General features: G+C 42.6%; 16 protein-coding genes. 9 read left to right on the plus strand and 7 right to left on the minus strand.

Annotation, left to right across the window (positions count from 1 at the left end; genetic code table 11):
- Positions 1-32: 32 nt before the first annotated feature.
- Positions 33-1,385, plus strand: a complete 1,353-nt coding sequence (locus tag MHI20_RS12835; RefSeq protein ID WP_096880954.1) for an IS1182 family transposase — start codon at positions 33-35, stop codon at positions 1,383-1,385.
- A gap of 118 nt (positions 1,386-1,503) precedes the next feature.
- Here MHI20_RS12835 and MHI20_RS12840 read toward each other — a convergent pair whose 3' ends face one another.
- From MHI20_RS12840 to MHI20_RS12855, 4 genes are all read right to left on the minus strand, one after another.
- Positions 1,504-1,713: a hypothetical protein gene (locus MHI20_RS12840; RefSeq protein WP_024718463.1), complete on the minus strand. Its 210-nt coding sequence runs from the start codon at positions 1,711-1,713 to the stop codon at positions 1,504-1,506.
- 15 nt (positions 1,714-1,728) lie between these two features.
- On the minus strand, positions 1,729-2,862 hold the full coding sequence (locus MHI20_RS12845) for a DUF418 domain-containing protein (RefSeq protein ID WP_340938825.1): 1,134 nt from the start codon (positions 2,860-2,862) through the stop codon (positions 1,729-1,731).
- A 132-nt stretch (positions 2,863-2,994) separates the two neighbouring features.
- Entirely contained in the window at positions 2,995-4,290 is a 1,296-nt protein-coding gene (locus MHI20_RS12850) for an adenylosuccinate synthase (protein ID WP_007497400.1), read from the minus strand.
- Positions 4,291-4,506: 216 nt separating this feature from the next.
- Positions 4,507-5,088 (minus strand): TetR/AcrR family transcriptional regulator, encoded by a 582-nt coding sequence (locus tag MHI20_RS12855; protein ID WP_282746253.1) that lies wholly within the window; start codon positions 5,086-5,088, stop codon positions 4,507-4,509.
- 137 nt (positions 5,089-5,225) lie between these two features.
- Here MHI20_RS12855 and MHI20_RS12860 point away from each other — a divergent pair, with 137 nt between their 5' ends.
- The gene (locus MHI20_RS12860) at positions 5,226-6,431 is read left to right on the plus strand and encodes a cytochrome P450 (RefSeq protein ID WP_340938831.1); all 1,206 of its coding nucleotides are present in this window, start codon (positions 5,226-5,228) and stop codon (positions 6,429-6,431) included.
- A gap of 233 nt (positions 6,432-6,664) precedes the next feature.
- On the opposite strand, the gene MHI20_RS12865 is transcribed toward MHI20_RS12860, so the two are convergent.
- From MHI20_RS12865 to MHI20_RS12875, 3 genes are all read right to left on the minus strand, one after another.
- Positions 6,665-7,078, minus strand: coding sequence for a VOC family protein (locus tag MHI20_RS12865; RefSeq protein WP_096882123.1), 414 nt, complete (start codon positions 7,076-7,078; stop codon positions 6,665-6,667).
- Positions 7,079-7,211: 133 nt separating this feature from the next.
- On the minus strand, positions 7,212-8,576 hold the full coding sequence (dnaB, locus tag MHI20_RS12870) for a replicative DNA helicase (RefSeq protein ID WP_003214779.1): 1,365 nt from the start codon (positions 8,574-8,576) through the stop codon (positions 7,212-7,214).
- Positions 8,577-8,861: 285 nt separating this feature from the next.
- On the minus strand, positions 8,862-9,818 hold the full coding sequence (locus MHI20_RS12875; protein WP_163116132.1) for a DUF4885 family protein: 957 nt from the start codon (positions 9,816-9,818) through the stop codon (positions 8,862-8,864).
- A 109-nt stretch (positions 9,819-9,927) separates the two neighbouring features.
- On the opposite strand from MHI20_RS12875, the gene MHI20_RS12880 reads away from it, so the two are divergent.
- The 7 genes from MHI20_RS12880 (at position 9,928) to MHI20_RS12910 (ending at position 24,148) form a co-directional block, all read left to right on the plus strand.
- Positions 9,928-10,785 carry a hypothetical protein gene (locus MHI20_RS12880; RefSeq protein WP_340938833.1) on the plus strand — a complete coding sequence of 286 codons (858 nt, stop codon included), beginning with the start codon at positions 9,928-9,930 and terminating at the stop codon, positions 10,783-10,785.
- Between the two features lie 744 nt (positions 10,786-11,529).
- Positions 11,530-12,411, plus strand: a complete 882-nt coding sequence (locus MHI20_RS12885; RefSeq protein WP_047946690.1) for an alpha/beta hydrolase — start codon at positions 11,530-11,532, stop codon at positions 12,409-12,411.
- Between the two features lie 7 nt (positions 12,412-12,418).
- The gene (locus MHI20_RS12890) at positions 12,419-13,204 is read left to right on the plus strand and encodes a 2,3-dihydro-2,3-dihydroxybenzoate dehydrogenase (protein WP_045034904.1); all 786 of its coding nucleotides are present in this window, start codon (positions 12,419-12,421) and stop codon (positions 13,202-13,204) included.
- Positions 13,205-13,230: 26 nt separating this feature from the next.
- Positions 13,231-14,412 (plus strand): isochorismate synthase DhbC, encoded by a 1,182-nt coding sequence (gene dhbC / locus MHI20_RS12895; protein ID WP_327872228.1) that lies wholly within the window; start codon positions 13,231-13,233, stop codon positions 14,410-14,412.
- A gap of 25 nt (positions 14,413-14,437) precedes the next feature.
- Positions 14,438-16,057: a (2,3-dihydroxybenzoyl)adenylate synthase gene (locus MHI20_RS12900; protein WP_340938836.1), complete on the plus strand. Its 1,620-nt coding sequence runs from the start codon at positions 14,438-14,440 to the stop codon at positions 16,055-16,057.
- An 18-nt stretch (positions 16,058-16,075) separates the two neighbouring features.
- Positions 16,076-16,984, plus strand: coding sequence for an isochorismatase family protein (locus tag MHI20_RS12905; RefSeq protein WP_340938838.1), 909 nt, complete (start codon positions 16,076-16,078; stop codon positions 16,982-16,984).
- 15 nt (positions 16,985-16,999) lie between these two features.
- On the plus strand, positions 17,000-24,148 hold the full coding sequence (locus MHI20_RS12910; protein ID WP_340938840.1) for an amino acid adenylation domain-containing protein: 7,149 nt from the start codon (positions 17,000-17,002) through the stop codon (positions 24,146-24,148).
- Positions 24,149-24,163: the final 15 nt, after the last annotated feature.

Genomic DNA, 24,163 nt, shown 5'->3' on the forward strand with positions numbered 1-24,163 from the left:
AGAAAAGCCCACTAAAGGAAGGTGTTTTTCTCATGTTCCACACTAGAAATTCTTCTCAGCACGAAGCTGAATTTGTATTGCTAGATCAACTGGTCGAAGAGGATCACCTGCTTCGTAAAATTGATCAGTACATTGATTTTTCATTTATCGTAGATAAAGTAAGACCGTATTATAGCGAGAATAAAGGTCGTCCTTCTCTTGATCCACTTATTTTGTTCAAAATGATGTTTATCGGATACCTGTACGGTATCCGTTCTGAAAGACAACTTGAAAAAGAAATTTACTATAACATGGCGTATAGATGGTTTTTAGGTTTGAACATCAATGACCCCGTTCCTCATCACTCGACCATTAGCTGGAATCGTCGTACTCGATTCAAAGATACAACGATTTTTCAAGACATTTTCGACGAGATTGTGCTTCAAGCTATCAATCATGATATGGTAGGAGGCCGCGTTCTTTTTACTGATTCAACTCATCTTAAAGCCAATGCCAATAAACATAAATATATGAGAAAAACGATTGAACAAGATACCCAGAACTATATAAATGATTTAGAAGAAGCGATCCAAGAAGATCGGGTGGCACACGGAAAAAAGCCCTTAAAGGTAAAAGAGGAGGTGAAAACGGAAAAAGACATTCGTCAAAGTACGACTGATCCTGAAAGTGGCTATCTTTATCGTGAAAACAAACCGGAAGGCTTTTTCTACCTAGACCACCGTACAACGGATATGAAGTACAATATCATCACGGATGCCCACATCACGCCCGGTAATGTCCATGATTCTGTTCCGTATCTTGATCGGTTGGATCACCAAATCGCACGATTTGGTTTTCAAGTAGAAGCTGTTGCCCTTGATTCTGGTTATTTGACGACCCCAATCTGTAAAGGTTTATCAGATCGCCGTATTTTTGGTGTCATCGCACATAGACGCTTTCATCCAACAAGAGGTTTATTTGAGAAGTGGAAATTCAAGTATGACTCTGAACATGATCATTACATATGCCCAAATGGTGAGAAGCTATTATATACAACAACTGATCGAAAGGGTTATCGATTCTACAAATCAGATCCTAAAAAATGTGCATCGTGTTCTTTCCTTGAAAGATGCACAAGGTCGAAAAATCATCAAAAAGTCATCTCAAGACACATATGGGAAGAACATAAAGAAAAGATCAGACAAAATCGTCTATCTGTCTCTGGAAAAGAGCTATATAAAAAAAGAAAAGAAAAAATAGAGCGAAGCTTTGCAGATTCAAAACAACTGCACGGGCTTCGCTACTGCCGGTTGAGGGGAAAACAAAATGTGAGTGAGCAAGTTCTTCTCACAGCTGCCTGTCAGAACATGAAGAAGATTGCCACACATCTAGCGAAGCTAGGTTAGGTGTGTGGGAGGCCTTTTTCATTCAATCTCATCCATCATCATTACGATGAAAATAAAAAAGATTGTAGAAAAACATGAGTTTCTCTACAATCTGAAGCTCTCATCGGAGAGCTTTTTTTTATGAATGTTTTTTATTGTATAGCCAATCTGCGGTGAAAAACACAAGAAGACCTGTCATTAAAATCACGAAAGTCACAGGTGTACTCTCACCTTGAAAAAAAGCGTAAGACGCATGTCCTCCTAATGCTAGAAGATAAAAAACAAACGCCGATCCTGCTGCTTTTTGTGCATTGGCTTGTTCTCTTTTCGTCGTTTTTTTGAAAAACATTGTATCTATTCCCCTTTAAGATGCTTTCTTCATTGTCACACGGCGAAGTGCCCGTGATCGGATATACTCCATTGGCCCAATTCGCCAGACGTGTAAGCAAAGGGCTGAAATGGCGATTTGCAGCAGGGAGATCAACAACCATGACAAGACGATAAGGGGCGCATTGATTTGACCGCCAAGACCCAATCCCCAGCTGTAAAAAAGAAGCGAGCAGATGACATTTTGCAGGATATAGCAGCTAAGCGCCATTTTCCCTACATATTCAAACCAAGTCCACATGAACCATGACTCCGTGCGTGCTAGAAGCTTCGCCACGACAGCAATATAGAAAATAGAGAGGAATGGCGAAAACACATAGCGCACCACAAATTCTACTATGTCATTTGGTACGAAGACGAGCGCATTCAGCGGCAGTCCAATCCACAAACCCATTCGGAACAATGTTTTCCGCAGAGATTGCCCACGCTCATTTGCATAAAATACACCGGCTCTCATCATCCGCACACCTAATAAAAACAAAAAGGTATTCATTGGGATAATAAAGATCGCTTCTTCTCGATACATCAAAAAGTGCTGTAATCGGTCTTGAACTTGAGATATCCATGTCTCCGGCAGTTGTTCTTCGTACGCTGGTTCACTGCTCTCGTCATAGGATTCAGTTTCCAATTCAGAGAAAGAAAATACAACGAGAAAAGCCGTCACCAACAAATGAATGACACCCGAGACAATCATGCCTTTTTTGATGCGCCGACTTCCTCCACGGACAATAAACGCCACAAGCAAACCCGTGACGGCGTAACTCATGAGCACATCATATTCCATCACTAGCGCAAAATGGACAAAGCCTTCAATCAATAAGAATAAAAGAATCCATAAATATGTACCCGGCCAAGTCATATTTTTTCTTTTCGCCTGCTGGTATTTCAGCTCTAGCCCTACGCCAAACATGATTGTGAGCAGCGATAACATTTTGCCATAAACGAACATAGAGACAAGACTTTCAAGAAAACTACCATTTTCATATTCATCCGCAATCTGATCTGTCACAAAGGTATCCCCTGCGTATGCAAAAAACCAGACGTTTGTACCCAATGTACCTAATATCGCAAAACCTCGTAAAATATCTAATAATCGTATTCTTTCTTTCACTAGAACGCTCCTTCCCTTTTATACAGTTATCATATTTTGGTAATGACAGGAAGAGCGTTCCGTAGAAATTAAGGAATATTTAAACAAAAAAAACACCAGTAAAATGTGTCATTTTACTGGTGTCTGATCAGTCTATAATGATGGACGGTACACGCTGCGGACAACGTTCGTTTGGGAACGGTCTGGTCCGACTGAGAAAATAGAAAGTGGAATACCTGTTAATTGTGAAATGCGCTCTAAGTAATGACGGGCATTTGCAGGCAGTTCACTTAAATTCTTCACGCCTGTAATATCCTCTGTCCAACCTGGCATTTCTTCGTAGACAGGTTCACATTTCGCTAATTCATTTAGACTTGCTGGGAATTCTTCAGTGATTTCTCCGTTCAATTTATAAGCAACACAGATTTTCAATTTCTCAATCCCTGTCAGTACATCGATGGAGTTAAGAGATAAATCTGTAATTCCGCTCACACGGCGTGCATGACGGACAACAACACTGTCAAACCAGCCAACACGGCGCGGGCGGCCAGTTGTCGTACCGTATTCACGGCCAACTTCACGGATTTGATCGCCAATTTCATCATGGAGTTCTGTCGGGAATGGGCCATCACCTACACGAGTTGTGTAAGCTTTTGATACGCCGACCACATGTTGAATTTTCGTAGGACCTACACCAGAACCAATCGTCACGCCTCCAGCCACTGGGTTAGATGACGTCACGAACGGATATGTCCCTTGATCGATATCAAGCATAACGCCTTGTGCCCCTTCAAAAAGAACACGGCGGCCTTCATCTAGAGCATCGTTCAATACAACAGATGTGTCCACGACATATTTTTTCACTTGCTGACCATATTCATAATACTCATCTAAAATATCTTCAATTTTGAAGCCTTCTGTGTCGTACATTTTCTCTAAAAGACGATTTTTCTCTTCTAGATTACGGGCAAGCTTCTCTTCAAATACTTCACGATCTAATAAATCTGCGATACGGATTCCGACGCGGGCAGCTTTGTCCATATAAGCTGGTCCGATTCCTTTTTTCGTCGTACCGATCTTGTTAGCCCCTTTCCGCTCTTCTTCTACCTCGTCCAATTTTAAGTGATAAGGCAGAATGACATGGGCTCTATTGCTGATTCTGAGGTTATCTGTACTCACATTCCGTTCGTGAAGATACGCAAGCTCAGTGACCAACGCTTTAGGATCAACCACCATTCCATTACCGATGACACAAGTTTTCTCTTTGTAAAAAATACCGGACGGAATGAGGTGTAGCTTGTAAGTCACTCCATCAAATTTGATTGTGTGACCTGCATTGTTTCCCCCTTGATAACGGGCAATCACCTCTGCATTTTCTGAAAGGAAATCGGTAATTTTCCCTTTCCCTTCGTCACCCCACTGCGTACCTACTACGACTACTGAAGACATATCGTGCACCTCCGTTAACCTTTCAAAACGTTATCTCTTTCAAACACATTTATTTTATCAATGCACAATGAAAAAGTCAACGTGAAATCCGAACATTAATATCTCGAAATCAAATTTTGTTCGTTTTACATGTGAGGAAAAGCGCTTTAATTGCTCATTCTACGCTTAAACAAGAAGATTTCGATCAAAATTACTGTTTTTCTCATTACCGTTTGTTCAGTGATTTTCAATCAATTGAATCATCGAACTTGCCATAAAGTCGGGTGAATATGGTCTACCTTTTCTCAGCCACCACTCAGCTGTTCCAACATAAGCAGAAATGACAAATTGCTTCTGCATCTCGAGAGGAACGTGTTGTGGATCAGGTGGTGAACCTGTGACTTCTTCTAGCCCTAAAGTAAAGCTTTCTTCAAAAAAAGCACTGGCCGTCTGATGAATATTAAGCTCTCTTCCCCTTTTCAAGAGAATCTGATACTCCTCTTCATGTTCCTGCAAATGCTGATAAAAGCGATAAATATACACATATGCTGCATGATCGCTCTTCCACTCACTTTCATGTACAGGAGCAAAAATAGCGGTTTTCATGACATCAAACATCTCATCCATGACCTGCTGAGCTAAGTCAAACTTATCCTCATAATGCTGATAGAAGGTGGTGCGATGGATTCCTGCCTTGTTCGTCAAATCTTGTACAGAAATCTTCCCCCATTCCTTCTCCTTTAATAACTGAAATAACGCTTTTCTTAATTGTTGCTTTGATTCAGTTGCGCGCTTATCCCCTCTGTAGCAGTCCGCCACAAGCCGCTCTCCCCTTCCCATTTTCTTCAACAGATTTCGCTTTTCTGTTGGTTGAATCCTTTCTCCTGATGAATTACCTTTAAATCTAACACAGTGAAAAAAAGGAATCATCTGACAACCCATAAGGAGTGATGATCATGGAAACAACAACACCTAGTGCCGTTCAGAAAGCGTTATTAAGAGGGAAAAATAAGCAGGACCCGTATCACCCATTTGATTGGTACGCCAAAATGCGTCAAGAATCTCCTGTTTATTTTGATGAACACAGCCAAACATGGAGTGTCTTCACCTATGAAGAAGCAAAGCGCGTCACCATCGATAAAGATACCTTTTCTAGTCAACCTCCTCAAGACCACCGGAAACATTCACTGATGAAAACAATGGTCATGATGGACCCGCCAAAACATACACGAATCCGCTCCATTGTGAGCAAAGCCTTTACACCCCGGGTGATGAAATTGTGGGAACCACGCATTCAAGAGTTAATGGATGATCTCATTGCACAAATAGAAGGTAAGGAAGAGATTGATCTGGTTCAAGACATCTCCTATCCGCTTCCTGTGATTGTCATTGCAGAGCTTTTAGGTGTGCCAACAGAACATAAACAATCCTTTAAAGAATGGTCCGATATTCTCGTCAGCATGCCTAAAAGTGAAGAAGAAAGAGATGTCGTTGAATGGCAAAAAACACGGGATCAAGGCGAAGCGGACATGATGGCGTTTTTTGCTGACATCATTGAAGAGAAGCGGCAGAACCTTAGTGATGATTTGATTTCGCTTTTAATTCAAGCGGAGGAAGAGGGAGACAAGCTGTCCGCAGACGAATTAATTCCTTTCTGCAATCTTCTCCTGTTAGCAGGCAACGAAACGACCACCAACCTGATCTCCAATATGATCTTTAGTTTGTTAGAAAATCCGGGGTCGTATGAAGCGCTCGCTCAATCACCTGACCTCATTCCTCGTGCTGTGGAGGAGGCTGTCCGTTTCCGTGCCCCTGCGCCTACCATTGTCCGGTATGTCACAGAAGACACCGAACTTGGAGGGAAAGTCTTGAAAAAGGGAGACAGTGTGATTGTCTTTCTTGCGTCTGCGAACCGGGATGAGCGTCAATTTCCAAACGCACATGAGTACGATATACACCGGCACCCTAATCCTCATATTGGCTTCGGCCACGGCATTCATTTCTGCCTAGGCGCACCACTTGCTCGCCTGGAAGCCTGCACTGCCATCAAAGCCATACAGTCACGATATGAATCACTAGAGCTTCTCTCTTACGTCCCAATGACAAGCAGCGGTATGTATGGACTAAAATCACTGAAGCTCCGTGTCACGCCTCGTTGCTAACAATCTGAGACTCTCACAAGATGGGAGTATCAGATTGTTGACAAAGGGCTAAAATGAACTTGATTTTAGCCCTTTGTCTTCTTTTTCAGCGTGATAGAAAACCTTTGCAGCCCTAGGAAGGACGAGTACTGGCGCGGAGCGAATTTATCATTCGTGAGCACCAGCACGCAGGACTGACACCGAATGCGAGGGTTTGTCTACAGGCTGGGACTCCCACGAGATGGGAGTCTTTCTTAATCAGGTGTAATTCCTTCTGTATTCATGAGCACCACTCGATATCCATCTGGATCTTCAATCGTCACGCCTCCTCGATCCCAGTACGGGTTTGTAGAGGTGACTTGCCGTCCGCCAAATGCGATCAGTCTCTTTTTCATCTGCTGAAATTCTTCTTCAGCCGGAATATAGAATACAAGCAGTTGCTCTGGGTGGGGAACAGGCAAGCTTTCGTCTTCTTCATGTTTGGTGATTTCCAGATGAACATGCTGGTGAGGAAGCCCAAGCATGACCCCATCATACCCTTCATGCTGATCAAATGAGCCTATTCGTTTCAGCCCTAAACCTTCTTCATAAAAAGAAACAACCTCTTTCATGTTGACGGTCGGACGTGCGATGCGTAATTGAGCGGCTTCGAATTGTTGAAACTTCATCAGTCATCACTCCTTTTCTCTCCCTTTAGTATACGCTCTCTTTTTCTCCCACTCCTCCTCATTTCGACTGTTTTTCAGTCATTCTTTCGATGTAGATGAATCAAAAAAAAAGCCCAGCTTCTTGAGCTGGGCTTTAAGCACCGGGCGGAACACCCGCATCGTCAAATCTTCTTTCTAAATTGACGAATTTGTTATATTCTTTCACGAAAGCCAGTGATACCGTTCCAACTGGACCGTTACGCTGTTTCGCAATAATAATTTCAATAATGTTCTTATTCTCTGATTCTTTGTCATAGTAATCATCACGATAAAGGAACGCCACAATGTCGGCATCCTGCTCAATACTTCCTGATTCACGAATATCAGACATCATCGGACGTTTGTCCTGACGCTGCTCTACCCCACGAGAAAGCTGTGATAAGGCAATGACCGGCACTTCAAGTTCTCTTGCTAGTGACTTTAAAGCCCTAGAAATTTCAGATACCTCTTGCTGACGGTTATCGCTTGACCGTCCACTCCCTTGGATGAGCTGTAAGTAGTCAATCAGGATCATGCCAAGCCCGTTTTCTTGCTTCAAACGGCGGCATTTCGAGCGAATTTCACTGACTCTAATGCCAGGTGTATCATCAATGAAAATCCCACTGTTTGATAACGAACCCATCGCCATTGTCAGCTTACCCCAGTCCTCTTCTGTGAGATTACCGGTTCTTAGGTTTTGTGCATTGATATTTCCCTCGGCACAAAGCATACGCATGACCAGCTGCTCAGCGCCCATCTCTAAACTAAAGATGGCGACACTTTCATCTGTCTTGGTCGCAACGTTTTGTGCAATATTTAACGCGAAGGCTGTTTTCCCTACGGACGGACGAGCCGCTACAATAATCAGGTCATTTCGCTGGAAGCCAGCTGTCATCCGGTCAAGCTCTGAGAAACCCGTTGGAATCCCAGTGATATCACCTTTTCGATTATGAAGCTGTTCAATATTATCATATGTCTGAACAAGAACGTCTTTAATGTTTTGGAAAGCTCCTGAGTTTTTACGCTGAGCCACTTCCATAATGGTTTTTTCAGCATCACTCAATAGATCTTCTACTTCATCCTCACGCGTATATCCATCCTGTGCAATGGTTGTCGCTGTACGGATCAGACGTCTTAAAATGGATTTTTCTTCTACAATTTTTGCATAATATTCAATGTTTGCGGCAGTTGGGACAGAGTTCGCAATATCTGTTAAATACGAAATCCCGCCTACCTCTTCTAGTAAGTCTGTATTGGCAAGTTCTGATGTCACCGTGACAAGGTCAACCGGTTCCCCTCTATCACCAAGTACAAGCATCGCATTGTAAATCTTTTGATGCGACATTCTATAGAAATCCTCTGGAATTAATACCTCAGAAGCGAGCGTTAGCGCAGATGGTTCTAAAAAAACAGCACCTAATACGGCCTGCTCGGCTTCTATATTTTGCGGCGGCAGCCGGTCATCGAGAAGTTCCGTCATGCCAAGCACCGTCCTTTCATAAAAAAATACGCTACTCATCATTTTAACATTTTCATCAATAAAAAAGTGAAAAACATCAACTATAGTCAAAATTACCATGTCGATGTTTCGTTGAACAGCGACACAACACACTTCAAATAGAAAAGACTCTGTAACATAAATTGTTATAGAGTCCTTTGTATCGCTAATGGGATTTGTAGCTGTTGTTGTTCACACATGTGATCGATACTCCAACATGGCATGTACACGCCCATGATCAAATATTGAAAATATCAGGTGCGTTTTTTAATCTATCGTTTTCTTAACTCCGTAATTCACCTTTTGTCCAATGTCATATAAAGACCCGTTTTCATACCCAATAGATAGCACCAAATCGGGAATAGAATCATACCCGTTCTTCGCTAGATCAAAGAGCTGCGCACCATAATGTGATGCAGCAATACGGGCATTTTCTGCTGTGTATGGGTTTTTCAGGAGTTCTTCTTTGTAGATATCAAAAATATTCGCTCCGGTATCCGTTACAAATTGACCGTTTACAATGCTTAAATCTTTTAAATTGAAGCCTGTCACCGTTTTGATTTGATTGACAAGGTGGAACTTTGCAAGTGAATCCGGCGTGAATTGAGTCGAATCATCATTTCTACTTTTCATAATATGAAAAAATAGTTCTCTTGTATTGTTGCTTGTATTCAATATGTCTTCTATTTGTTTGACCAGCGACTCGTCAGTTGATCCACTCACCACTAATTTAAAATGATTCGGATCAATGGTAAAAGTTAAATTGGCGTTTTTAGGAATGTTCAAACCATTGGTAGAAAACAAAGCTTGCAGTTGTTCGTTTACCTTCTGACGATTTAATAGTTTCTTTTCTACACTTTCTTGGGTAGGATCGTACCGTTTTTCATTACGGAAAATAGCATCATTGAAGTCATATTGTCCACCTTTATTATTCCTTGCCCAACTCATTTCCATCGTATAAGCAGCTTCTCTCTCCACTTTAGTTAGATCACTTCTGAAATAAGAAGAGTATGGATTTCGATACTTATCATATATATGACTCTGAGGATCTTTGAATCGTTTATTTTGTTCATTTATTTTTTCGTATTTTTCATCTAATATTTTCATTCGTCTATCAGATTCGGTCATCACTTCGTTTGTACTTTTAATAGCTGATTGACCTTTAGCGTCTATTTGGTTCAAATTGTTCGAAGCACGGGCTGTATATGACGTATTAATATTCATTTTGATTCTCCTTTTTTAAGAAAATAGTGATTATTAAATATATCGGCATTTCAGTTAAAATTTGTTAGTTCAATGTCGATATAGTAATTATTACAAGGAGGGTTAATATATGACAAATACTATCTTTAAACGTTTATTATTACCAGCATTATTATTGGCGCTTGTTACTAGTTTTTTTGCACCTACTTCAGCGGAAGCAGCAATTACGGGGAATAACAGCCCTAACACTGCAAGTTCAATGGGATATTGGAAAAATAGTCGTTCAGACACGACAATCTTACCTGAAGGTGAAAATGAAGCGTATTATCAGTTTACAATCAATAAAGGTGAAAGAGTTTATGTCAGAAGTTCATATAATAAGCAATATACAGGGATGAACATCGAGGTGTATAATTCGAAATATTCTAGGACAGGATCCGAAGTTATAAATCCTGATTCAGTAACGCCTTTTATTTTTGCAAATACTGGTGACGTGACTTCAACTTCAGAAACTTATTTTGTGAAAGTAACCCGTGGTACATATACCGGTAACATGTATTTTACTGTTTCCATTGAAGATCGTATTAAATCTGGAAATGGGACATTCAATTTTACAGGGACTGCTACGAACTTGGGGAATTCTTCTTTAAATTTTTTAGGAGTTGACTCTTCAGTCATTACAATGGATTTAACGAATAATTCCACAGTTCCTAAACGCGCTGTAGTTAAATCAATTACGACAACTAGCACTCAAACACCCAACCAAGGGAATGTCACACACAAACTGATGGCTAGTGATAGTAACACTTGGTATCAATCACTTTTCTCCTCTGCAACAAGTGGTTCTTATCGTATATCTCTGGATGATCAATTAAGAGTCGCTCAAAAATGGAGCTTTAAGTACAACGCAAAAGCTACGGCGAGATCTACTATGAGCAATGTCAAAGCCGATATCCGTTACGAATATGATGTCACAGATGGATTTTAAGTGAATGATGTTGACAGATATGTACACCAATTGATCAAAAAGTAAGGGCACATCCCTTACTTTTTTTATTGTCTCATTTTTGATGTTATATGTTATTTCGCCACTCTACAGTGCTTGTCATGATTGCTTCACTGCATGATATTCCTCCACTGTAAACGTATTTTTCAGCTTGAGCTGATTTTCAAGCAGATTTAGCCTCAGTTTTCCTAATGGGGGTATCATTCTGCCTACATCCCCTACGATCTTGTCTTCCATAGAGATTTTCTATGAATTTAAGCATGATATTGAATAAGTTGTGAATTAAGAACACTAACTTCCCCCAAAATCCACCTCTTTTTTTCTAAAAACACAAGAAGGTCTATAGACTTATTTTTCTCAAAATTATTTCAAGAAGAAAAACCTATATTTAATCATGATTCAAACAGAAGAAAATGGTAAATATTTTGAGATCGCCAAGGTTTTTTGGCATTTTTACTCTGTTTTAATGACACAATCCGGCATTCTCTATTTCCAATCATTTGGTAGTTAGTTAGTCCTTTATTTTCTGAATATTTAGATCAAATTATCGATTATACCACTTTATGAACATTTGACTTCCTAATTGATAAACATTATCATTTGATTTGCTTGCGTGATAATTGAGAATCATTTTCATTTAAATTTTTATTACTACACTCATCCACTATCCGCAAGCCTGCTTTTATCATCATATGAGGTCAATTTGAGAAAGGGGATTTTTCACATATGGCCAAACGCACTGAAGGAATGGGTACTGATGATTCACTTTTTGGAGAAAGCCGTCCTTTTTTTATACCTGGGACGGAGCAACTAGATATCACAACACACCCATACAGACTTTTTATATTTAAACCGAATACCACTCCTCCCGAAACTGGTTTTCCAGTCATGTACGTGCTTGATGGGAATTCACTTTTTGGCACAATGGTCGAAGCTATACGTTTACAGTCAAGAAGACCTGAAAAAACAGGTGTCGTACCTGCTATTATTGTTGGAATTGGCTATCAGACAGAAGCGCCCTATCATCCGCTTAGGCATTATGATCTCACTCTTACCGGCCCTGACGTTTCCATTGGGGGTAAAAGAAAGGACTTCTCCATCCATACATATGGCGGCGCCTCTGCTTTCTTTTCTTTTTTAGAAAAGACGGTTAAGCCATACATTGAGCAGCGCTTTCCGATTAATCAGAGTCGTCAAACACTATTTGGCCATTCTCTTGGCGGGCTTTTTGTATTACACACACTATTTGAGCACCCTGACGCTTATCAGACATATATTGCGGGCAGTCCTTCTATCCACTGGAACAAAGAATTATTTCTAGAAAAAGAACACCAATTTACCAACCGCATCCGTCAAGTGCCTATGGATGTAAGGCTACTTGTAGGTGTAGGTGAGTTAGAAAAACATCATCCATGTCAAATGAATGCTCATGCAAAGTCTCTAGCCAATCGTATGCTGCCTTTATCCTCGTATGGCTTGCATACGACCTATCACGAATTTCCTGAAGAAGGACATACGTCTGTTTTACCGGTGCTGATGAATGACGCTTTTCGTTTTGCATTTTATCATCAAGACCCTTTAACAACTACAGACTTGAAAGAAAGGTAGTGAACGCATGAAACAGAGTAGTCTGTCTCATAAAATTGCCCTTATTACAGGCGGAGGGCAAGGTATCGGACAAGCAGTCGCCAAAAGACTAGCAGATGAAGGTGCGATCATTGCAGCAGTTGACACAAATGAAGATCAGCTGCAAAGCAACGTGCAGAAGTTGAATGATAAAGGCATACGTGCCTTTGCCTATCCAGGTGACATTACCGATCAAGCATCTGTTCAGCACATTGTCGATCAAATTGAAAAGCAGCTTGGCCCCATTTATTTACTGGTCAATGTAGCAGGCATTCTTCGGATTAGTTCGATTGATCAGATTAGTGCAGATGATTGGCACCAAACCTTCGCAGTCAATACACATGGTCTCTTTTACATATCCCAAGCTGTCTCCAAATACATGATGAAAAGATCAGAAGGGGTCATTGTGACTGTCAGTTCTAACGCAGGTGCCATTCCTAGAATGAATATGGCTGCCTATGCTGCTTCAAAAGCAGCAGCTACTTCTTTTACAAAAACGCTTGGATTAGAGCTGGCTACCTATGGCATTAGATGCAACGTCGTCTCGCCCGGCTCTACCGCAACACCTATGCAATGGGCTTTATGGTCTGATGAGCAAGGAGCAGATCAGGTGATTAAAGGTTCGTTAGAGACGTATAAAACCGGTATTCCTTTACAAAAAATCGCTGACCCTCAACAGATTGCTGATGCAGTCATCTTCTTTGCATCTGAGCAATCCAGTCATATTACGATGCAGAATCTCACAATTGATGGTGGTGCAACACTCGGAATTTAACATTTTATCAAAAAGGAGGCCTTTTCATGAAACATTCATTATTGTCGACAGAAGAAAAAGTACAGCTGATCCAAGACTATCAGCCAGGCGCATTTTTCCTTGCTTCTCCTAAACGAGCGTTACTTGCAGAGGGGATATTCCAGCATATTAAAACCAATCAACTCGATGAACTATCCACAAAGGTAGCCCATGTTTTTGAGACTGCCAAACAAGCTGGTATTCAAGCACCGATTGTTGCTGGTGCTGTTCCGTTTGATCCGGCGCAACCCGTTCGTTTAAATGTGCCAGTCCATGTACAGTTTAGTGATCCACTCGAATTTCATCAAGGTGATGAGGAATCAGAAGTGACATCACCATCCTATGAGGTGACACCTGTCCCTTCTCCTGAAGTCTACATGAATGGTGTGAACGAAGGGTTAGCTAAAATTGAAAAAGGAGAGCTTAGCAAAATCGTCATTTCTCGATCTCTCCATCTCAAATCAAATCAAGACATTCATACGAAAACAATACTCGAACGACTGGCTCGTCATAATACAACTGGTTATACGTTTGCTGCAAACGTAGCTGATCCGAAATCTTCCCAAAAGCGCACACTTCTTGGGGCAAGCCCTGAGCTGCTTCTTTCAAAAACTGGTTCATCTGTGATTTCCAATCCACTCGCTGGTTCTCGGCCACGCAGTTCAGACCCCGTAGAAGACCAGCGTCGTCACGATGAACTTCTTACTTCTGCAAAGGATTTACACGAGCATGCAGTAGTTGTCGATGCTGTCACTAAAGCGCTTGCTCCTTACTGTCATACGTTAGATGTACCTGCATCACCATCCGTCATACAGACAGAAACGATGTGGCATTTATCTACTGTGGTCAAAGGTGAATTAACAGATTCCAATGTGTCCTCCATTGATTTAGCGCTTAGCCTCCATCCAACACCCGCAGTATGCGGAACACCTACAGCAGATGCACGTGAAGCCATTCAAGCGATTGAACCCTTCGATCGAGGATTTTTCACAGGAATGGTCGGTTGGGCAGATGCAAATGGTGATGGAGATTGGATTGTCACCATTCGCTGTGCAGAAGCTGAAGGTCACTCCCTTCGCCTCTTTGCTGGTGCAGGAGTGGTCAAAGGATCAAAGGCAGAAGAAGAGCTAGCCGAAACATCTGCAAAATTCAACACGATGCTTCATGCGATGGGCATCCATCAGCTATAAAAATACATAGGAGATGACAAAAGACATGTTTGTTCAACCACCTACATGGCCAGAAGAATTTGCAAAACGCTACCGTGAAAACGGCTGTTGGCGTGGAGAAACCTTTAGCGGGATGCTTCGTGAACGCGCCGTATCGTTAGGGAATAAAACAGCGATTACATACGCTGATACACACATGAGCTATCAAGAACTTGATGAGCGCGTCAGCAGTCTTGCCGCCGGTTTTCATCAGCTTGGAATTCAAAAGGGAAGTCGAGTTGTCGTGCAGCTTCCTAACATTCCTGCTTTTTTTGAAGTCGTTTTCGCTTTATTTCGTATCGGTGCTTTACCCGTCTTCTCACTGCCATCTCATAGAAGCAGTGAAATCACTTATTTTATTGAATTTGCCGAAGCAGACGCATATGTCATAACAGATATCGATGGCGGCTTTGATTATCGATCACTCGCACGTCAAGTGAAAGAAAAACTTCCCTCATTACCTCATGTCATTGTTGCAGGAGAAGCTGAGGAATTCCTAGACTTGGATGATTTGCGCAAGGACCCAGCGCTCGATCCACAAATACATGTAGAGGCAAGCGACATTGCGTTTCTTCAGTTATCTGGAGGAAGCACAGGCCTTTCTAAGCTCATACCTCGTACACATGATGACTATATTTATAGTCTTTGGAAAAGCAATGAGGTGTGCGAGCTCACACAACATAGTGTGTATCTAGCTACACTTCCAGTTGCACACAACTATCCATTAAGCTCGCCTGGTGTTCTTGGGACATTATACGCTGGTGGAAGAGTCGTTCTTGCACCTGGATCAAGCCCTGATGTCGTCTTTCCACTCATTGAAAAAGAACGGGCGACTATTACCGCTGTCGTTCCACCAATTGCATTGATTTGGCTCGAAGCCGCTCCTCATCGATCAGATGACTTATCGAGTCTTGAGGTCTTACAAGTCGGTGGTGCTAAATTAAGTGCTGAGGCAGCAAAACGAGTGATGCCTGCCCTTGGGTGTAAGTTACAGCAAGTTTTTGGCATGGCAGAAGGTCTGGTCAACTATACCAGATTGGATGATCCTGAACATGTCATTATCCATACACAAGGACGCCCGATGTCTGAATATGATGAGGTACTAGTGGTAGACGATGAGGACAAGCCCGTCCCGAATGAAGTGGCTGGACACCTTTTAACAAGAGGACCTTATACGATTCGCGGCTACTATAAAGCCGATGAACAAAACAAAAAAGCATTTACACCCGATGGCTTCTACAGAACAGGTGACATCGTGCGATTAACCAAAGAAGGAAATGTTGTTGTAGAAGGCAGAGACAAGGATCAAATCAATCGTGGTGGCGAAAAGGTTGCTGCTGAAGAAGGTGAAAACCATTTACTTGCGCATCCTGACATTCATGATGCCGCCATGGTGTCCATGCCAGATCCATTTCTTGGCGAACGCTCATGTGCCTTTGTTATTGCGAAAGGAAACAACAAACCAGCACCGCATGTCTTAAAGTTATTTCTAAGAGAACGTGGGCTCGCTGCCTATAAAATTCCTGACCGCATTGAATGGATTGATGCGTTCCCACAAACAGGTGTAGGCAAAATCAGTAAAAAAGCATTAAGAGAATTAGCTGCAATCCATACTGCCAACGTATAAAAAAGAGGAGTGAAAACCATGGCAATCCCTACTATTCCTTCGTATCCAATGCCAAGCATACATGATTTACCCGAAAATAAAGTGAACTGGATCCCTGATCCGAAACGTGCTGTCTTGCTGATACATGACATGCAGCAATATTTTTTAAATGCATTTCAACAAGATACTTCACCGATTACAGAGTTAGTGCAGCATATTGAACAATTACGTGATACATGCAAAGAACTCGGCATTCCAGTCGTCTATACAGCTCAACCTGGTGATCAAGACCCGAAGGATCGTGCCTTATTAACAGATTTTTGGGGACCTGGTCTTGGTGATGATGAAGCATTGACAAAAATCATTGATCAGCTTGCTCCATCTGAATCAGATACAATGCTGACAAAATGGCGTTATAGCGCATTCAAAAAATCCAACTTTTTAGATCTTCTTCACGAAGGCGGACGTGATCAACTGATCATTACTGGCGTATATGCACATATTGGATGTATGCTGACAGCCGCAGAAGCATTCATGTTCGATATTGAAACCTTTTTTGTCGCCGATGCCGTCGCTGACTTTTCACTTAAGCATCACAAAATGGCAATGACCTATGCAGCTGAACGCTGTGCAGTCACCACAACGACAAACCAAATCATCAGTCGTTTAACAGGACAAGAAGCAAACAGTGATGACCTATCCTTTGATGCCATCGTTCACCAAGTAGCTGAGTATCTTCAAATCAATCCAAATGAAATACCGCTTGACGAGAATCTCGTCTACCTTGGCCTTGATTCAATTAGAATGATGAGCCTAGCGGAAAAGTGGAGACAGCAAGGAGCAACAGTCAATTTCGTTGAGCTTGCAGCAAATCCAACGCTCATGTCTTGGCGGACTCTTCTTTTCCCAGAAAAACAGCCATCTATCCCAAATATCGATTACTTGTAAAGGAGGTTTAAGCCCTTGTCGATCCAGTCCGTCGATTCATTCCCACTAACCGGTGCCCAATCAGGCATTTGGTATGCGCAGCAGCTTGATCCATCTAACCCTATTTTCAATACAGCTGAGTATATAGAGATTAAAGGTCCTATTGATCCCATACACTTTGAAGCAGCCATTCGAAAGACTGTCTTAGAAGCAGATTCCTTGTATATGCAATTCGTTGAGGATACTGACGGTCCAAAGCAATGGATGACATCTAAGAAAGAGATCCCATTTCAATATGTCAATTTACAAAATGAAAAACAGCCGTTTGATGCAGCTAAAGCATGGATGAAAGCCGACCTTTCCACACCAGTCTCTTTAGAGAAAGATGTATTATTCCGTGAAGTGCTTTTTCAACTTGCTGACGACCAATTTATTTGGTATCAGCGCATTCATCATATTGCCATTGATGGATTCGCCTTTTCGCTCATTGCACGTCGTGTTGCTGAGGTCTATTCAGCCCTATCGCAAGGGACACCTGTGCCTCCTCAAACATTTGGAGCTTTACATGATGTAGTCCAAGAAGAGATCACTTATCAACAGTCCAATCGATTTGAAGATGATCGAGCATTTTGGAAAAATCGTTTTGCTGATCAACCGGAAATTGTCAGCCTTGCTGAGCTTGCCCCAAGAACGTCGGATCATTTTATCCGGAAAACGGCTAGATACGATGCCGAAAAGGTAAGCAAAATGAAAAAAAACGCCCAAGCCTTCGGTAGTACGTGGCATGAAATGATTCTTGCCGCATCCGCACTCTATATGCATCGTATGACGGGTGCACATGATATTGTTTTAGGATTACCTGTGATGATGCGCCTTGGATCGTGCGCCTTGCAAACACCTGGAATGGTCATGAACCTGGTACCGCTTCGTTTAACATGCAAACCAGAAATGACGCTCTCAGCACTTGTTCGTCAAGTATCTGATGAACTGAAAGCCATTCGTCCTCATCAACGATATCGTCATGAAGACATGCGGAGAGACTTTAAGCTCATCGGAAGAAATCAACGATTATTCGGTCCACAGATCAATATCATGCCATTTGATTATGATCTCAAGTTCGATCAGAGCATTGGTCGAGCACACAATCTCTCAGCAGGACCGGTAGATGATTTATCGATCAACATATACGACCGTGCGGATGGAAACGGATTTCAAATCGACTTTGATGCAAACCCTGCTGTTTACAAAGAGACAGCCGTTGACGCTCATCAACATCGTTTTCTTCAATTGCTGGAGGAAATAACCGGACTAGAGCAAGATCAGACAATCAGTCAATTCAACCTTCTTTTGTCTGAAGAAAAAGAGAACATTCTCAAGCACTGGAATGATACAAAACGAGAATTACCAAAAGAATCATTACGGGAACTATTTGAAAAACAAGTGAGCAAAACGCCGCAAGCAAAAGCATTACAGTTTGAAGGAATCATTTTGACCTATGAAGAGTTGAATCAGCGGGCAAATCAGTTAGCTCATTATTTGAAAAATCGTGGCATTGGACCAGAACAATTCGTCGCAATCGCTCTGCCTCGATCCATCGATATGGTCGTAAGTCTATTAGCCGTCGTCAAAACGGGAGCCGCATATCTGCCACTAGACCCTGATTATCCTAACGATCGTGTCGCCTATATGCTAGAAGATGCCAAACCAGCGTGCTTGCTCACAATCAATGAGACAGCAGACGGTTTGGACTATCCACACATCGTTCAGCTGGATGATGCAACTGTTCATCAGGAGATAGCAGGCAGTCCGCATCTCAATCCTACCTGGAGCGAGGGCTCTCCACATCACCCCGCCTACATCCTATACACCTCAGGATCGACAGGCAAACCAAAGGGTGTTGTTGTAACAAAGCGAAATGTAATTAACTTTATATTGTCCATGCAAGATGCATTTTTATTAGATCAAGGAGACCAGCTTTTAGCGGTAACGACCATAGCCTTTGATATTTCCGGGCTAGAAATGTTCCTCCCACTCTTACATGGGGCTGCTATTTTATTGGCAAAAAAAGAAACGATACAAGAACCAGCAAAGCTTTCAAACATGATTCGTTCTCATCATGTCACAATCATGCAGGCAACACCAACGTTGTGGCATGCATTGGCAGATGAATACCCTGACGTGATCACAGGTATGCGTGTTCTTGTTGGAGGAGAAGCACTTCCTGCCTCCCTTTTGCACACACTGCAATCTCTTCAATGCGACATTACCAATTTGTACGGACCTACAGAAACGACGATCTGGTCTACGATGGAAAATGTCACAGCACATCAAGAGAATAGCGGGCCGGCAATTGGTAAACCCATTTGGAATACGAGCATTTACATTTTAGATGAAGGACTAAACCCAGTCCCAGCAGGATCAATCGCTGAACTTTATATTGCAGGTGAAGGAGTATCAAGAGGATATCTTGGACGATACGACTTAACGGCAGAACGATTTGTCGCTGATCCGTTCGGCACAAAAGGCACGAGAATGTATCGCACTGGTGATTTAGCCAGATGGCGTGAAGATGGTTCGATTGATTATATAAGCCGTGCCGATCATCAAATTAAAATCCGCGGCTTCCGTATTGAATTGGGTGAAATTGAAACCGTGATTATGCAGCATCAAGCTATAAAGCATACATCTGTGATCGTTCGTGAAGATCAACCTGGACAACAGTTGCTTTGTGCGTATGTTGTGCTGACAGACGACTCAGCTCTTCACCCTTCAGAGCTCAGGCAATTTGTGGCTGCATTACTTCCAGACTACATGGTGCCTTCTGCTGTTGTCGTTTTGCCGGAACTGCCACTTACACCAAACGGCAAAATCGATCGCAAAGCATTACCAGTGCCAAATATGTCTTTAGTTAGTTCCGATCGTACACCTAGAACACCCCAAGAAGACATGTTATGTAGTTTATTTGCAGAAACACTTGGCCTATCTCAAATTGGTATAGATGATAGTTTCTTTGACTTAGGTGGGCATTCTTTACTTGCCGCTCGTCTGCTTCGACGTATACGAGATACATTCGGTGCAGACCTAAGCATGAGCACCATTTTTGAATCACCTCAGGTTGCTGAACTTGCGCAGCACTTGGACAAAGCGAAGGACATTCGGCCGCCGCTTCAGGTAGAAAACAAGCCAGATGAGATTCCGTTATCCTTTGCTCAGAAACGGCTCTGGTTCCTTCATTGCCTTGAAGGTCCAAGTCCAACTTACAATATTCCACTTGTCATTCAGCTAACAGGTACACTAGATCAACAAGCTCTAACTGGTGCTTTGGCAGATATCACTGAAAAACATGAAACCCTTAGAACCATTTTTCCAAATAAGAACGGCATGCCAAGACAGGTTATTTTACACCCAAAAAGTGTTCAGCCTGAGCTCCATGTCACAGCTTCGAGTGATCAACAAATTGAGAATCAATTAAATGAATCCATTCGCTATAGCTTTCAGATTGAAGAAGAACCTGCACTGCGAGCAGAATTATTCACGCTTGATGCCAATCGGTCTGTCCTGCTTCTATTGCTGCATCATATCGCTGGTGACGGCTGGTCACTTGCACCGTTGACACGAGACTTAGCTGCTACTTATGAAGCTCGTATTCAAGGGAAATCCACCCCATTGCCAGCGGAACCTGTTCAATATGCTGACTATGCTATTTGGCAGCAGAAACTGTTGGGCAGTGAAAAAGAGACGGATAGTCTATTTGCCAAGCAGCTCAGCTATTGGAAAGGTGCCTTACATGACCTGCCAGAAGAACTTGAGCTTCCCTATGACTTCCCACGTCCACAGGAAGGAAGCTTCAACGGTGCGACGATAGACTTTACGATCGAACCGGCTTTACATCAAAACCTTCTTGAGCTTGCGAAACAGCATCAAGTGAGTTTGTTCATGGTGCTTCAAGCATCACTTGCAGCATTACTGACACGCCTTGGGGCGGGGACAGATATCCCAATCGGCAGTCCAATTGCTGGACGGAATGACGATGCACTTGACGATATTGTCGGATTGTTTGTGAACACACTAGTATTACGTACAAATACAGCTGGTAATCCAACCTTCAGTGAGCTATTGAAGCGAGTGCGAAACGTTGACTTAGCAGCCTATGAGCATCAGGATCTGCCATTTGAACGGCTAGTGGAAATCCTAAATCCAACCCGCTCCAGATCACGGAATCCATTATTCCAAGTGATGCTTGCCTTCCAAAATACACCGAAGGCGGAAATGAAGCTGACACAACTTGATTCGGATCTCTACGTAAAACCAGTGGGATCAGCTAAATTTGATCTGACCATCGAATTGACAGAACAAAGAACTGAAACTGGATCAGCAGCAGGATTAACAGGATTGTTTGAATTCAGCACAGATGTATTTAAACAAAGTACCGTTCGAGCAATCGCTGACAGAATGAAGCGCTTTTTAACGGAGATAGTTGAGCGCCCACATCTGCCGATTGGTCAAATGAACATTTTATCAGATCAAGAACGACAAACATTTCTCCCTGACAAACAGACATTCGCTCAGTCAGACCAAGCACCTAATCTCCCAGCCTTATTTGAAAAAACGGTGCAACAATTCCCTGATCGAGTGGCTGTAACGGATGGCAAGAGGCAGCTGACCTATGGTGAGTTAAACAACAAAGCCAATCGTCTTGCTCATTTATTAATACAAAGAGGCGTTGGACCAGAACAGTTCGTTGCACTTGCCCTGCCTAGATCAATTGATATGCTCGTCAGTTTATTAGCTGTTCATAAAGCAGGCGCAGCCTATGTTCCTCTTGATCCTGACTATCCAGCAGACAGGCTGGCATACATGATACAAGATGCCAAACCAGTTTGCAGCATCACAACAAAAGCAGCTGCATTGCATCTCCCTGCTGATTGCGATTTGATTTTGTTAGACGAAAAAGAAACAATTGATCAATTGCTGACTACGCCAAATCACAATCCGGCTGATATAGACAGAATTGAGCCGCTATCTTCTCTGCATCCGGCCTATATTATTTATACGTCCGGCTCTACAGGGAAACCAAAAGGAGTGGTCATTCCACACCAAAATGTCATCCGTCTTCTGACATCTACTGAACATTGGTTCCTTTTCGATGAAGAGGATGTTTGGACAATGTTCCATTCATATGCCTTTGACTTTTCAGTTTGGGAAATATGGGGACCCCTTTTATATGGCGGGCGACTTGTCATTGTTCCTCATACCATCTCTCGTTCTCCAGAAGAGATGATGCAGCTTCTAGTCGATGAAGGTGTGACTGTACTTAATCAAACACCTTCCGCCTTCTATCAGCTCATGCAGATAGACAAGGAACAACAAACACTTGGTCAAGCATTATCACTCCGCTATGTCATCTTTGGCGGTGAAGCATTAGAGCTTAGCAGATTAGAAGATTGGTACAGCCGTCACTCAGACTGCAAGCCAAAATTAATTAACATGTATGGCATTACAGAAACCACCGTTCACGTTACGTACAATGTACTCAATCGAGACATGATCGCAAAGAAATCCAGCAGTTTAATAGGCGAACCAATTCCTGATTTACACGTGTACGTACTAGATGAATACCTACAACCTGTTCCACCTGGGACAACAGGTGAAATGTATGTAGCTGGAGCTGGTTTGGCAAGAGGTTATCTAGGCAGGCCTGACCTGACCTCAGATCGATTCCCTGCCGATCCTTATGGAGCGCCTGGCACAAGGATGTATCGTACAGGCGACCTCGCTCGCTGGACAGAAGAAGGGGCACTTGATTACATTGGTAGAGCTGATCATCAAATTAAAATACGCGGGTTTAGGATTGAACTTGGAGAAATCGAAGCCGTTCTATCACGCCACGACGCAGTTGCACAAGTTGCCGTCATTTTGCGAGAGGATCAGCCTGGCGACAAACGCTTAGTTGCATACATCGTCACAACTGAAGAAGACCATTTCGATACAGAGACTCTTCGCCATTTTGCGGCAGCTAGTCTTCCTGATTACATGGTGCCTGCGGCTTATGTACAGATTGATACGATGCCACTTACAGCAAACGGGAAGCTTGATCAAAAATCACTTCCGGCACCTCAATTGCATATACAGCAAACGGATGGCCGCGGACCAAGAAACCCGAAAGAGGAAATCCTGTGTCATCTTTTTGAAGAGGTGCTTGATTTGCCAAAAATCAGTATTGACGATCGCTTTTTTGACATTGGCGGGCATTCCTTACTTGCGGTTCGCTTAATCAGCCGCATTCGTGATGCACTTGGTGTGAAACTGAGCATCGGAACGTTGTTTGAAGCACCGAACGTTGCCAGCTTGGCAGAGAAACTAGAAACAGGAAGCGATGAAAACGCACTAGAAATCTTACTGCCGCTACGAACAAATGGAGAAAGACACCCTCTCTTCTGTGTTCACCCAGCAGGTGGTCTTAGCTGGTGCTATGCAGGTCTCTTGAATACATTAGAGAAAGACATCCCTATTTATGGATTACAGGCACGAGGAATCGCAAGAAAAGATGACTATCCGCATACACTCGATGATATGGCTGCCGATTATATTAAGCACATCCAAACGATTCAGCCAAAAGGCCCTTATCATCTACTTGGCTGGTCACTTGGCGGAAACGTTGTACAAGCAATGGCTACTCAACTCCAGCAGCAAGGTGAAGAAATCGCTCTCGTTGCGATGCTGGATGCCTATCCGAACCATTTCTTACCGATTAAAGAAGCACCTGATGAAGAAGAAGCACTAATCGCTCTTCTTGCACTCGGCGGTTATGATCCAGATACCTTAACAGGTGAACCGCTCACGATGAAAAGTGCTGTCGACATCTTGAAGAAAGACGGCAGTGCACTAGCAAGCTTAAGTGAAGATGCCATTAGAAATCTAAAAGAAACTTATGTCAACTCAGTGCGATTGCTCGGGGAATATCAGCCAAAAACTTATCAAGGGGACATATTATTCTTTAGATCTACCATTATCCCAGACTGGTTTACACCGATTGATCCCGAAGCATGGGCACCTTATATCAATGGAACCATTGAACAGCACGACATTCATTGCCGGCACAAAGACATGTGCCAGCCTAAACCCCTAGCAGAAATTGGTGTCATCTTAGACAACGCTCTGCACCGGGTCAAACAAAAGCACTAAGAATAAAGGAGAGAT

Source organism: Bacillus sp. FSL K6-1106 (genome assembly GCF_038005245.1).
Lineage (GTDB): Bacteria > Bacillota > Bacilli > Bacillales > Bacillaceae > Bacillus > Bacillus altitudinis.

What these genes read in the sequence shown, in the direction of transcription:
- MHI20_RS12840 (WP_024718463.1), bottom strand. Translation starts at nt 1,713, where the DNA reads ATGTTTTTCAAAAAAACGACGAAAAGAGAACAAGCCAATGCACAAAAA.
- MHI20_RS12890 (WP_045034904.1), top strand. Translation starts at nt 12,419, where the DNA reads ATGAAACAGAGTAGTCTGTCTCATAAAATTGCCCTTATTACAGGCGGA.
- MHI20_RS12850 (WP_007497400.1), bottom strand. Translation starts at nt 4,290, where the DNA reads ATGTCTTCAGTAGTCGTAGTAGGTACGCAGTGGGGTGACGAAGGGAAA.
- MHI20_RS12860 (WP_340938831.1), top strand. Translation starts at nt 5,226, where the DNA reads ATGGAAACAACAACACCTAGTGCCGTTCAGAAAGCGTTATTAAGAGGG.
- MHI20_RS12900 (WP_340938836.1), top strand. Translation starts at nt 14,438, where the DNA reads ATGTTTGTTCAACCACCTACATGGCCAGAAGAATTTGCAAAACGCTAC.
- MHI20_RS12885 (WP_047946690.1), top strand. Translation starts at nt 11,530, where the DNA reads ATGGCCAAACGCACTGAAGGAATGGGTACTGATGATTCACTTTTTGGA.
- MHI20_RS12905 (WP_340938838.1), top strand. Translation starts at nt 16,076, where the DNA reads ATGGCAATCCCTACTATTCCTTCGTATCCAATGCCAAGCATACATGAT.
- MHI20_RS12865 (WP_096882123.1), bottom strand. Translation starts at nt 7,078, where the DNA reads ATGAAGTTTCAACAATTCGAAGCCGCTCAATTACGCATCGCACGTCCG.
- dnaB (WP_003214779.1), bottom strand. Translation starts at nt 8,576, where the DNA reads ATGACGGAACTTCTCGATGACCGGCTGCCGCCGCAAAATATAGAAGCC.
- MHI20_RS12875 (WP_163116132.1), bottom strand. Translation starts at nt 9,818, where the DNA reads ATGAATATTAATACGTCATATACAGCCCGTGCTTCGAACAATTTGAAC.
- dhbC (WP_327872228.1), top strand. Translation starts at nt 13,231, where the DNA reads ATGAAACATTCATTATTGTCGACAGAAGAAAAAGTACAGCTGATCCAA.
- MHI20_RS12835 (WP_096880954.1), top strand. Translation starts at nt 33, where the DNA reads ATGTTCCACACTAGAAATTCTTCTCAGCACGAAGCTGAATTTGTATTG.
- MHI20_RS12880 (WP_340938833.1), top strand. Translation starts at nt 9,928, where the DNA reads ATGACAAATACTATCTTTAAACGTTTATTATTACCAGCATTATTATTG.